The sequence below is a fragment of the Cobetia amphilecti genome, assembly GCF_032923285.1.
Lineage (GTDB): Bacteria > Pseudomonadota > Gammaproteobacteria > Pseudomonadales > Halomonadaceae > Cobetia > Cobetia amphilecti.
Window position 1 is genome coordinate 3,944,097 of sequence record NZ_CP136695.1, and the last position, 12,237, is coordinate 3,956,333.

Annotated in this window: 10 protein-coding genes; 3 read left to right on the forward strand and 7 right to left on the reverse strand. The window is 65.0% G+C overall.

Annotated features, from left to right (window positions below; translation table 11 throughout):
- Positions 1–25 precede the first annotated feature (25 nt).
- The 4 genes from R1T44_RS16665 to R1T44_RS16680 all read right to left on the reverse strand — a co-directional run bounded on the left by R1T44_RS16665 (position 26) and on the right by R1T44_RS16680 (position 5,462).
- The gene (locus R1T44_RS16665; protein WP_082388934.1) at positions 26–910 is read right to left on the reverse strand and encodes an ion transporter; all 885 of its coding nucleotides are present in this window, start codon (positions 908–910) and stop codon (positions 26–28) included.
- A 141-nt stretch (positions 911–1,051) separates the two neighbouring features.
- The gene (locus tag R1T44_RS16670; protein ID WP_284726920.1) at positions 1,052–1,819 is read right to left on the reverse strand and encodes a hypothetical protein; all 768 of its coding nucleotides are present in this window, start codon (positions 1,817–1,819) and stop codon (positions 1,052–1,054) included.
- Between the two features lie 79 nt (positions 1,820–1,898).
- Entirely contained in the window at positions 1,899–4,988 is a 3,090-nt protein-coding gene (glnE, locus tag R1T44_RS16675; RefSeq protein ID WP_284726919.1) for a bifunctional [glutamate--ammonia ligase]-adenylyl-L-tyrosine phosphorylase/[glutamate--ammonia-ligase] adenylyltransferase, read from the reverse strand.
- A gap of 102 nt (positions 4,989–5,090) precedes the next feature.
- Positions 5,091–5,462: a diacylglycerol kinase gene (locus tag R1T44_RS16680; protein WP_043334615.1), complete on the reverse strand. Its 372-nt coding sequence runs from the start codon at positions 5,460–5,462 to the stop codon at positions 5,091–5,093.
- Positions 5,463–5,749: 287 nt separating this feature from the next.
- On the opposite strand from R1T44_RS16680, the gene nhaB reads away from it, so the two are divergent.
- A complete protein-coding gene (gene nhaB, locus R1T44_RS16685) occupies positions 5,750–7,282 on the forward strand; it encodes a sodium/proton antiporter NhaB (RefSeq protein WP_043334613.1) in 1,533 nt (510 codons plus the stop codon).
- Positions 7,283–7,480: 198 nt separating this feature from the next.
- Positions 7,481–8,458, forward strand: a complete 978-nt coding sequence (locus R1T44_RS16690; protein WP_284726918.1) for an MDR family oxidoreductase — start codon at positions 7,481–7,483, stop codon at positions 8,456–8,458.
- Positions 8,459–8,762: 304 nt separating this feature from the next.
- On the opposite strand, the gene dacB is transcribed toward R1T44_RS16690, so the two are convergent.
- The 3 genes from dacB to R1T44_RS16705 all read right to left on the reverse strand — a co-directional run bounded on the left by dacB (position 8,763) and on the right by R1T44_RS16705 (position 11,164).
- Positions 8,763–10,313 (reverse strand): D-alanyl-D-alanine carboxypeptidase/D-alanyl-D-alanine endopeptidase, encoded by a 1,551-nt coding sequence (gene dacB, locus R1T44_RS16695; RefSeq protein ID WP_249330404.1) that lies wholly within the window; start codon positions 10,311–10,313, stop codon positions 8,763–8,765.
- 67 nt (positions 10,314–10,380) lie between these two features.
- Positions 10,381–10,710, reverse strand: coding sequence for a DMT family transporter (locus tag R1T44_RS16700; RefSeq protein WP_043334608.1), 330 nt, complete (start codon positions 10,708–10,710; stop codon positions 10,381–10,383).
- Between the two features lie 4 nt (positions 10,711–10,714).
- Positions 10,715–11,164, reverse strand: a complete 450-nt coding sequence (locus tag R1T44_RS16705; RefSeq protein ID WP_215823498.1) for a PACE efflux transporter — start codon at positions 11,162–11,164, stop codon at positions 10,715–10,717.
- Between the two features lie 141 nt (positions 11,165–11,305).
- Between R1T44_RS16705 and R1T44_RS16710 the strand changes: the two genes are divergently transcribed.
- Positions 11,306–12,232 carry a LysR family transcriptional regulator gene (locus R1T44_RS16710; protein ID WP_317292306.1) on the forward strand — a complete coding sequence of 309 codons (927 nt, stop codon included), beginning with the start codon at positions 11,306–11,308 and terminating at the stop codon, positions 12,230–12,232.
- The last annotated feature ends 5 nt before the right edge of the window (positions 12,233–12,237 follow it).

Consider the following 12,237-nt stretch of genomic DNA (forward strand, 5'->3'; position numbering starts at 1 on the left):
CAGGGGCTTTTTGTTGCCTGCCGGCTCAACGCTCGCCGGCGGGGCCCTCCCTGTCTGGCGGAGCGGCATCCCCCAGGCGCTGTTCCATCTCCTCATTCACCTGACGATGCAGCGCCTCGCGGTGGCGTTCACGCTCAGCCAGCGACTCGCCCCGCTCCTGCGCGACCTGATCCAGCCGCTCACGCAGCTCGCGCACCTCCGTCGTCAGCTCGCTGATCTGATGATAGAGCGCCCGCGTCATGTCGCGCTGAGCACGCGCCGCCCGGGCCTCCTGCTCGCTGTCATCCTCGATGAAGATCGAGCTGATATAGGCGGCGAAACTCCCGAACAACCCCACGCCCCCGACCATCAGCAGCACCGCCACCACGCGACCGAGCGTCGTGATGGGGTAGTAGTCGCCATAGCCGACGGTGGTCACCGTCACCACTGCCCACCACAACGCCTCCTCGGCGGTATTGATGGGGCTGTCGGGATTGGGTGTCTCCACCATCAGCATGGTCAGGGCGCCGAACACCACCAGCAGCACCGTGGCGGTGGCCGCCGAGGCGAAGACCCCCTCGGCCCGATTGCGGAACAGCAGCTTCCAGATCATTTCCATCGACTTGATGGCGCGCAGCACTCGCAGCACCTGCACCACGCGAAACAGCCTCGCGCCCTGGAAGAGTCCCGCCGGGATACAGGCCAGCAGGTCGATCCAGCCCCACTTCATGTACTCACGCTTGCTCTTGGCACTGGCGAAGCGCTTGCAGAAATCGATGAAGAAGAACAGGCAGACCACGTAGTCCATATATTCCAGCAACCGCTGGACCTGCGGTGACAACACAAAGACGAGGTCCACCACCATGGCGCCGATCACATAGATCGACAGCACCAGGATGAACAACTGAAAGGGCGTGACGCGTTCCTGCATCCGAAGACTCTCCGTGAATGGGGCTCTGGAAAGCCTACCCCATCCTCGTCGCCCTGACAGTGTGCAGCCACCGCTGGCGTGCGCCCGGGCACTCATCTGTCCGATGGTTCATGGATTTCTGGCCTCATACACCCGCGCTCATCAAGCCTTGTTGCGCGACTCCTCGTCACTCGGGGGCTGGAAGGTGGACTGCTCGCTGATGTCCTCCCCACTGATGCGATTCAAAAGCTTGCGCAACTTGTGACGCTGTCTGCGTGATGACAGGCGATTGGAATCCCAGCGTTCCGGCACCAGCGCACATTCTCCATTGGCATCGTGCAGGCGGAAGGCACGCTCGACACCGATCGGATGGTCCTCACTGCCGTAGATGCCGATGATGCTCAGCGTCAGGCGCTGGAATTCCAGCTGCTCATTGCTGGGCCAGTGACCATCGAGCGAGATGCCATTGCGGCGCGCCATGCGCTCGATGACTTCAGAGAAAGTCCCGATATGCAGGAAGTCGCCCGAGCCCAGCGGCCCCTGACGCGTGGTATCGGAGATACGCCATTCACTGCTGCTGGAAGCCTCCTGCGCGGGCTGTTCGCTGTCATCGTCCTGCGCATCCTTGCGCTGCTCGTCACCTTCCTGATAGCTGCGTTCGAACTCGGTGACATCCATCAGCAGGCTGCCATGACTGGTATCCAGACGGGCGATGATGTGCTCGATAAAGATCGATTCGGCACTCATGTTGCTGACGATGCACAGACTGTCGATACCCTTGGACTTGCCGCGATTGATCAGCACCCGCGGGCGACGCTGGCGACGGAAGTTGTGATACAGCAGCTGCGCGTAGACCAGCCAGATGAAGAACGAGCCGATACTGGCAATCGCCGAGATGGTTTTCGAGTGATTCGCAATCCACTCCATCATGCTGACCTCCCCTGTCAACGTTGTCTGGTGCACCCTTTCTTGGGGACAGCGACAGGGGATTGCGAGCATTGATTTGGCGTTAAACTTCCTCGTGACTGACCTGATCTTCGCCCAGCAGTGCCTGCCAGAGGGTGATGACCCGTTCACGGTGGGCGGCAATCACCGGGTGCTGCTCCAGCCGCATCAGGCTGCCGTGCTTCTCCAGCGCCAGGCGATGGCTGACATCGCGATAGGCCAGATAGGCCTCGCGCAGCTCACCGGCCTGCTCGCCCGGCAGCCGTCCGCAGGACTCGAGGGTTTCCAGCAGTCGCATGTTGTCGCTCCACTCGAGCAGAGCAGGCACCTGATGACTCAGCGCCAGCACGCAGTACTGGGCGAGAAACTCGATGTCGACGATGCCGCCGGCATCCTGCTTGAGATGGAACTGGCCGGCCTCGCGGTCCTTGGCGCTGCTGCCCAGGTGATCACGCATCTTGTGGCGCATGGCGATCACCTCCTGACGCAGCGCCTTCTCGTCCCGCTGCTGACCGAGCACCTCACGGCGCACCTCCTCGAAGGCCAGCGCCAGCGCCGGGTCACCCGCCACGGCCCGCGCGCGCACCAGCGCCTGATGCTCCCAGGTCCAGGCTTGCGTGAGCTGATAGTCCCGGAAGGCCGCCAGACTCGAGACCAGCAGCCCCGAATTGCCCGACGGGCGCAGGCGCATGTCGACCTCGTAGAGCGCACCGGCCGGCGTCACCGCCGTCAGCAGGTGAATGATGCGCTGCCCCAGACGCGTGAAGAACAGCGGGTTGTCCAGCGGCCGCGGGCCATCCGTCTGGCCCTTGCTGGCCGCATCATGCAGGAAGACGAGATCCAGATCCGAGCCATAGCCCAGCTCGATGCCACCCAGCTTGCCGTAGCCGACGATCACGAAGCTGCCACTCAGGCTGTCGCCGGTGATCGGCTGGCCATCGCGCCCGATGGGGAAGCCATGCTTGCGGGTCAGGGTCTTCCACGCCATCGCCAGCACCTGTTCCAGCACCACCTCAGCGATGAAGGTCAGATAGTCGCTGACCTTCATCAGCGGGCGGGCACCGGCGATATCGGAGGCCGCCACGTGCAGCACCTGGGCGTGGCGGAACACCCGCAAGGCCTCGAGCAACGCCTCTTCATCATCTTCGGGAATGCGCGACAGTGCGGTGCGCAGCTCATCGGCGAGACGCGTCTTGTCGGCGGGTGAGTACAGATTATGCGGGTGGAGCAACTCATCGAGCAGCACCGGATAGCGCGCCAGCTGTTCGGCGATCCACGGGCTGGCCGCACACAGGCGCATCAACTGCGCCAGCGCATCCGGATTCTCGCGCAGCAGCGCCAGATAGGCCGTCCGGCGCAGTACCGCCTCGATCAGCGGCAACACGCGCTCCAGCACTCGGCTGGCATCGTGCTCGCCGGGCTTCTCGGGGTCGCCCGCCGCCGAGCCCAGCGCCTGCAGCAATGGCGGCATCAGCGCATCGAGACGATCAAAGCCGATGCGCTGCATGCCCTGCACCGCACGTGACCGCCGCAGGCTGTCGAGACGCCGGAAGCTCTCGGCGGCACTCTCGAAGCCGCTCTCGGCGAGCAGTGCCTCGCCCTCCTCGGCCGTCAGCTCGCCACGCCACAGTGCTCGCCACTCATCCAGCGCCTGCTGGCCTTCGCCCTGCCCGGCCTCGTCGTCTTCCGGCGCGGCGATCACGTTGTCGAAATGATGGCGGATGCGCGTACGCACCTCTTCCAGACGCGCGGTGAGCGCCTCCCAATCGGGCAGCTTCATGGCCAGAGCGAGGCGCTCGCGGCCCAGCGGGTCCAGCGGCAATGTCTGGGTCTGGCGGTCGGCCTGCGCCTGCAGGGCGTGCTCAAGATCGCGCAGGAAGACGTAATCCGGCACCAGCTCATCCACCACCGCCTGCGGCAGCAAGCCCAGGGCTGGCAGGCGCGCAAAGGCCTGCTTGAGTGAAGTGACCTGCAATTCCGACTCACGCCCGCCCCGAATCAGCTGGAAGGCCTGGGCGACGAACTCCACCTCGCGAATGCCGCCGGAGCCGAGCTTGATGTTGTCGGACAGCCCGCGCCGCTTGACCTCGCGATTGATCATCGCCTTCATCTCGCGCAGCGACTCGATGGCGCCAAAGTCCAGATACTTGCGATAGACGAAGGGCCGCAGGTGCGCGATCAGGCGCTCGCCGGCAGCGACGCTGCCCGCTACCGGGCGCGCCTTGAGCATCGCGTAACGCTCCCATTCGCGGCCCTGATCCTGATAGTAGCTGGCCAGCATCGAGAAACTGCCGACCAGTGGCCCGCCGTCCCCCAGCGGACGCAGCCGCATGTCGACGCGGAACACGAAGCCATCGGCGGTCATCGCGTCCAGTGCGGCAATCAGCTTCTGGCCGAGACGCGTGAAATATTCCTGATGATCCAATGACTTGCGACCGCCCGATGTCTCGCCCTTGTCGGGGAAGGCGAAGATCAGATCGATATCGGAGGAGAGGTTGAGCTCGCCGGCGCCCAGCTTGCCCATGCCGAGCACCACCAGCCGCTGCGGCTCGCCGAAGCGGTCCGGCGCGGGGCGGCCATAACGCGGCTCAAGCGAGGCTTCCAACCAGCCAAGCGCGCCCTCGAGAGTGACTTCGGCGAGGTGCGAGACCGCCGCCGCGGTCTGCCACATGTCGGCGCCGTTGAGGTCGCGCCACACGATGCCCAGCATGCGCAGCTGGCGGAAGCGCCGCAGCACCTGCTGCATCGCCTTCTCATCTTCGGCGCTGGCGAGGCCGGCGGCGAGGCACTCAGTGAGCTGGGCGACCGGCAAGGCGCGCTCCAGCTCGCCACTCTCGAGCAGCTCGGACAGCAGTTCAGGGCGGCGGCACAACGTCTCCAGCGCGAAGTCGGAAAGCGTGATCAGACGTCCCAGCTGGCTGCGCTGACGCTCATCGAGGGCCAGAAAGGTCGCAAGCGGTGAGCTGTCATCGCCACGCATCTCGCTGAGGTTCTCAGCCTGGGTCAGGCTCTCTTCGAGACGCTCCTGGGCTGCGTGCAGGGCGCTCTCGAGCGTGGCACGGCTGTCAGCCGACTGCTCGGCCAGCAGCGATGACGGCGCAAGGAAATCAGCGGGCAACAGTGGGCGGGACTGCGCGGGGGATGGCTGGGGCATGGTCGTCTCCTTCGATCCAGCCCTCAGCATAACGGAGGCCGCAGGCACATGACACGGCCTGCCCGCCGCCCCCTTTCATTGATGTGGTCGTGGCTTGGTCGCTCAGCCGAACAGCTTGTCGTAGAGCAAGGTGCCCCAGGTCAGGCCAGCGAAGATCAGGCTGATCATCACCGCCGCCGAGCCCATGTCCTTGGCGCGCCCGGACAGCTCATGGAATTCCGGGCCGATGCGGTCAATCGCGGATTCCACCGCCGAGTTGAGCAGTTCGACCATCAGCACGATCAGCGTGGAGCCGACCAGCAGCAGCCACTCGACATGCGAGTCGCCAATCCACCAGGCAAACGGCAGCAGCAAGGCGCACAGCACGATCTCCTGGCGGAAGGCCTCTTCGTTGCTCCAGGCGGCCTTGAGGCCCTTGAGCGAGTAACGCGCGGAATGCTTGAGGTGGGTCAAGCCGGTATGCCGTGATTTCATCTTCGGGTCTCGTACAGAAGCAGCACGGAGGCTGCAAAGGCCGATCTTTCAATCGGACGACGTCTGCCAGCAACACGCCTCGGGAGAGCTCGCAGCACACCGGCCAGCGACAGCGCAGCGCTGCCTGCGCGATTTTCACGACCAAAGGCTACCCGAGACCTCATCGACGGGCGTGCTCTAATACCGCCAGGCGCTCGATGACGGCGGCGATGATAGCAAAGCACGCGCTGAAGCGGCATTGCCGATCCCGTCCTCCAACAACAACAAATCAACGCCGGGAACTGCCCATGCCTTCGCTATCACACGACACACGCCAGACGCTCAGCCGCGGACTGGCGCGCAACTTCCTCGGCCAGTCGCCACGCTGGTACAAGCAGCTGATGTGCCTGTTTCTGATCACCAATCCGCTGCTGCTGTGGTTCAGCGGCCCGCAAGGTGGCGTGATCGTCGGCTGGCTGCTGCTGGGGGAATTCATCTTCACGCTGGCGATGGCGCTCAAGTGCTATCCCCTCCAGCCGGGCGGTCTGCTGGCGCTGGAGGCCGTCGTCATCGGCATGGCCTCGCCGGAGGCCATCATGCAGGAGATGGAGCGCAACCTGCCGGTGATCCTGCTGCTGATGTTCATGGTGGCCGGCATCTACTTCATGAAGCCGCTGCTGCTGTATGCCTTCACCAAGATCATCCTCGGCGTGCGCTCCAAGACCTGGCTGTCGCTGATGTTCTGTCTCTCCAGCGCCCTGCTGTCCGCCTTTCTCGACGCCTTGACGGTGACGGCGGTGATCATCGGCATCGCGGTGGGCTTCTACTCCGTCTATCACAAGGTGGCCTCGGGCAAGCATTTCGATACCCAGCATGACCATGCCAACGATGTCAGCGTCGAGGCCGTACACAGTGAAGACCTCGAGGATTTCCGCGGCTTTCTGCGCTCGCTGCTGATGCATGGCGCGGTGGGGACCGCGCTGGGAGGCGTCAGCACCATGATCGGCGAGCCGCAGAATCTGGTGATCGCCAAGGCCGCCGAATGGGACTTCATCGACTTCTTCCTCGCCATGGCGCCGGTCACCGTGCCGACCTTCTTCGCCGGACTCGCCCTGTGCGTGCTGCTGGAGCGTGGCCGCTGGTTCGGCTACGGCCAGCGCCTGCCTGCCAGCGTACGACGCATTCTCGAGGATTATGATCATCATCAGGATTCACGGCGCACGCCGCGGGAACGCGCCGCGCTGATCGTGCAGGCCGTGGTGGCCGTGCTGCTGGTACTGGCGCTGGCACTGCACATGGCAGAGGTCGGGCTGATCGGGCTGGCGGTGATCATCCTGCTGACCGCCGGCAATGGCATCACCGATGAGCACCAGATCGGCCGCGCCTTCCAGGAATCGCTGCCCTTCACCTCGCTGCTGGTGGTGTTCTTCACCATCGTCGCGGTCATCCACGAGCAGCATCTGTTCCAGCCGTTCATCCAATGGGTACTGAGTCTGCCCATCGAGGAACAGGCCGGCGCGCTGTTTCTGGCCAACGGGCTGCTCTCGGCCATCTCGGACAATGTCTTCGTGGCCACGGTGTACATCACCCAGGTCAAGAACGAGTTCGTGGCCGGCAATATCAGCCGCGAGCACTTCCATGCGCTGGCGGTCGCGGTGAACACCGGCACCAACCTGCCCAGCGTTGCGACCCCCAACGGCCAGGCGGCGTTCCTCTTTCTGCTCACCTCCGCCATCGCGCCACTGGTCAGGCTCTCCTACGGGCGCATGGTGTGGATGGCGCTGCCCTACACGGTGCTGATGACGCTGGTCGGGCTGGCCACCGTGCGCAGCTTCATCTAGTCAGCGCCTCCTGTTCCCGGGGCCAGCCGCACCTCCGGCTGGCCCCGGTTGCGTCAGTCTCATCCCAATGTCGATATCGCGAGGCTTCCCCACAGCGTCGCTTGCAGGCACTGTGAGATGACGCGTCTCGATCAGACGCCGTGACACCCTTCAAGCAGGAAGACCGCCAACACCAACGCCATCCACAAGGAGACAGCCATGTCCCGCGCACTGATGCTGCACGAAGAGACACCTCGCGCCCGAGTCGTCGACCTTTCCGACGATCAGCTACCTGACCTGCCTGTCACGGTGGCCATCGAGCGTTCCGGGCTCAACTACAAGGACGCGCTGGCCATCACCGGCCGTGGCAAGATCGTTCGCGAGCTGCCCTTCGTGCCGGGCATCGATTTCGCGGGACGCGTCGAGGCTTCCGACTCGCCGGACTATCAGCCGGGCGATGAGGTCCTCCTGACCGGCTGGGGCGTGGGCGAGCGCCATTGGGGCGGCCTGGCCGAGCGCATGCGCGTCAAGCCCGAGTGGCTGGTCAAGCGCCCCGCCAATCTGAGCGCCGAGCAGGCCATGGCCTTCGGCACCGCCGGCCTGACCGCCATGCTGTGCGTGATGCGTCTCGAGGAGGCCGGCCTGACGCCCGAGCAGGGCCCGGTGATCGTCACCGGCGCCACCGGCGGGGTCGGCAGCTGGGCCGTGCAGATGCTGGCCAGACAAGGTTTCGAGGTTCACGCGGTCAGCGGCAAGGCCGAGCAGCGCGAATGGCTCGAGTCACTGGGCGCGAGCGAGGTCCATCTGCGCAGTGATTTCGAGGACAAGGGCCGTCCGCTGGAAAAGAGCCGCTGGGCAGGCGCCGTGGATACCGCCGGTGGCCAGGTGCTGGCCAATCTGCTGGCGCAGATGAATTACGATGGCAAGGTGGCGGCCGTGGGCCTCGCGGCGGGCGCCGACCTGCCCACCAGCGTGATGCCGTTCATCCTGCGCGGTGTCTCGTTGCTGGGCGTCGATAGCGTCATGATCAATGCCGAACGCCGTCAAAAGGTCTGGCAGCGTCTGGCCGACCTGCCGGACGAGATGCACGCCCAGATGCAGCTCGAGACGGTCGGCCTGGAAAGCCTCGCCGAACGCGCCGAGGCGATGATCGACGGACGCGTCAGCGGTCGTGTGCTGCTCGACCCGACGCGCTGAAGACACTCGACGCACGACCCGCGACGGAAAATTTGCCCTCGCAGCGCCAAAAACGCTTCAAGTCCTTGATTGTTGCGGTGCAATAGCGATTTTGGCGTTAGCCAACGCCGTCACACAACGCTATGCTCTTGTTATCTCGTTGCGCCCTGTCGAGCGTCCCGAGTGCCCTCCCCTCAGCCATGCCGGGCGTGTGGAGGACCACCCCGCCTTCGGGCGGGGTTTTTTGTGTCTGTCACTCAGGCCATGAACACGAAAGCCCCGCCAATCGGCGGGGCTTTCGTGTCGTGCGCTCGCGATCAGGAGCTCAGTTGCGCTCGATCATCGCGGTCAGGTCCTCGGCGACCGGATCCAGCACCTGCGGCCAGGACAGATAAGGCACCGCCGCCCGGCCGTTGACCATCACCGCGAAGGCGCCCCAGCGGCCACTTTGCGTGCGGAAGTATCCCGAGATAGCGCGCACCGGCACCGGGTTGTTGAGCGTGCCCGTCTTGACCATCACGTGATTGCGGAAGGTCTCGCTGCCACGGCGGATGAAGCGCATCGGGCCATTGACCGGTGCCTGCAGGCCCGCCACGAAGGTGGGGAACAGCGCCGGGCGGTGATACATGCTGTCGAGCAACGCCACCAGCCCACTGACGCTGGTGCGGTTCTGGGAGGTCAGGCCGCTGCCGGAATACATCGTCAGCGGGCCGTGACCGGGAATCGCGCTGGCGAAGGTCTCGAGCTTGGCGCCGCCCTGGCGCAAGGTGGCCTGACTGCCGCCGACCAGCGCCAGCGTCAGCTGGTCCGCCATGAAGTTGTTGGAGTAGTTGAGCATGCGCGTCAGCAACTCCTGCATCGGCTTGCCTTCGACACTACCGAGCTGCGCGGCGCTGGAGGGCGGCGCCGTCGAGGTGATGTCCACCCCGCCGGTCACCGTGATCCCGGCGCGCGCCAGGATGTCACGCATCAGCTCACCGGTGTACAGCGCAGGATTGGAGACGGCGCGGTAGATGCTGCGCGGCTGGCTGTCGGCGGCGATGGTGCCGGTGACGACCAGCGTATCGCGACCGTTGCTGGTGGTGCGGCGGGCATTGATGGCGCTCTTGCCCCCCGCGCCGACCGTGGTGACCTGGTTGTCGAAGATCTCGGTGGGCTGGGTGGTGTCGCAGCTGGCCAGTCGCGCCGGCGCCTGACTGCCCGCGCCCGGCATCACCTTCACGCACCAACTGGCATAGTTGCTGGCCGCGGACGACAGCAGCGCATCATAGGCATTGCTGGAACGCCGCGAGGCATTGCAGCGATCGGTACTGATGCAGGGCACCGGCCCGAAGCGCCACTGACTGATCAACAGGCGCCCTTCGACGCGGCGGATGCCCCGAAAGCGCAGCTCCTCGGTCAGACGCCACAGCTCTTCACTGGTCAGCGCCGGGTCGCCGCTGCCCTCGAGCACCAGGTCACCGGTCAAGACGCCGCCGCTGATCGTGCCCGTGCTGCGCAGACGCGTGGAGAAACGGTACTGCGGGCCGAAACGGTCCAGCGCCGCACCGGCGATATAGAGCTTGGACAGCGAAGCCGGCGTCAGTTGCTGGTCGGGGTTGACCGAGGCCAGCGTCTCGCCGGTATCGAGCATGCGCGCCTGGGCACTGACGATGAAGCCCTTGTCAGTCAGTCGCGTCAGGTTGTCAAAGCCCGCCGCCTGCGCCGGGCCCGCCACGACAAGCGTCGCACCGGCCGCCATGGCCAGTCGGCGCAGCGAGCGCGTGAAACGCAGCGACTTGCCTGCTGCTGCGGGGCGCGCTGCCTTCAGCAAGGGCAACAGAGGAGACAGTCGGGAGGGTCGCGCAGAGGTCGGTGCAGTGCGAAATAGGGGCATGAGGCATCCAGTGACGTCGTCGGTGAGCATCCATGTCACAGCCGGGAGGCGCCGTGATGCCCCTAGCTTAATGAGGACTGGCGCTGGAAAACAGATGCAGGACGGCGACACCGCCCACGATCATCGCCAGCCCCAGGATGGCCGGCAGATCCGGCATCTCGCGATAGACCACCGCACCGAACACGGTGACCAGCACGATGCCGAGCCCGGACCACACCGCATAGGTCACGCCCAGCGGCAGATCACGCAGTACCAGCGTCAGGAAATAGAAGGCGATTCCATAGCCCACCACCACGATCACGCTGGGGCCGAGTCGCGAAAAGGACTCGGAGGCCTTGAGCGCGCTAGTCGCGATGACCTCTGCCAATATGGCCACTGCCAGGAAGACATAACTCATCGAATCACCTCGTATTGTGGGGGGCCAGCTGCTGCTCACGCGCGGCCTTGCGCGCCAGCAGACGACTCATCACGGCATCGAACAGCGGATTGAAGATCATGGCCCAGACCAGGAAGAAGGCAACGAAGCCCAGATCCAGCAGCAATGCCTGCCACAGCCCCAGGTCGAGCCAGGCGGCCACGATGAAGACGGTCACCAGTACCAGGCCGAGCTCGAAGCCGAGTGCCTGAGCGATGCGCTGGGTCGCGCTGCGCTGGCGGGTCGGCACCCAGCGGTCGAACATCCAGTTCCAGACCGTACTCCAGATCACCGCCAGTGTGGACATCACCACCGCCAGGCTGCCCATGCTCGCCAGGTCATGCCCCGTGACCAGTGCCGACAGCGGCGCCACGATCAGGATGCCGCCCAATTCCAGCAATCCTGCCTGGGCCAGACGTTCTTTCTTGGAACGCATGTCATACCTCCTCTCGATCACCGCGCGTGATGCCGAATGGGCTGAACGACGCGGATGGAGGAGGCATTCTAGAGAGATACAAGATGGTTTAAAGTTGGTATCCATCTATTATTCAGATAGATCAAGGCGCGAGGCGAGGCAATGAACTGGACACTGGAGCAACTGCAGACACTGCGCTGCGTGGCGGAGGCGGGCTCGTTCTCGGCGGCGGCGCGGCGTCTGGGGCGCGCGCAGTCCGCGGTCAGCACCGCCATCGCCAATCTGGAGCTGGACCTGGGCTGCGAGCTGTTCGATCGCGGCCCTCGCACGCCGGTGCTGACGCCCGCGGGCGAGGCCATGCTGCATGAAGCCAACAGCGTGCTGGTGCAGTGCCAGCGCCTGGAGGCACGCGCCCGCACCCTCAGCCAGGGGCTGGAAGCCAGCCTGACGCTGGCGATCGATGAGGCGCTGGTAGAGATGCCGCCGGTGATGGCGGTACTGGAAAAGATGGCGGTGCAATACCCGACGCTGACGCTGAATCTGCTCAATGGCGCGCAGGATGAGGTGGCCCGCTGGGTGGAGCAGCACCAGGCCAACCTCGGCATCCTGTTCTATCAGCCGCTGGGTGTCATGGCGCTGGAGCGCGAGGCGCTGGGGCGACTGGAGCAGGTGCTGATCGTGGCACGCGATCACCCGCTGGCCCAGCTCGAGAGCCCGACCCACAGTGATCTGGCCGATCACCGCCAGCTGATGATCGGCCAACGCCAGCAACTGGAACCCGGCCACGAGGGACCGCGCTCACAGCGCTTCTGGCAGCTCAACAGCTTCTATGCGATGGCTGAGCTTACGACGCGCGGACTGGGCTGGGCGCAGGTTCCGCGCCATATCGCCCACTACCCGCCCTTCCAGCAACGCCTGAAGATTCTGGACTTGAGTGCGCTGGGCGCCACCGCCGACATCGATATCGAACTGATCTCGCGCCGCGACAGCCCTCGCGGCCCCGCGGCCAGCTGGCTGCGCCAGTCACTGCGCGACACCTTCCACAACAGCCACGCCGCTATCGCCAACCAGAACCTGCCACCGGCGTGAATCGC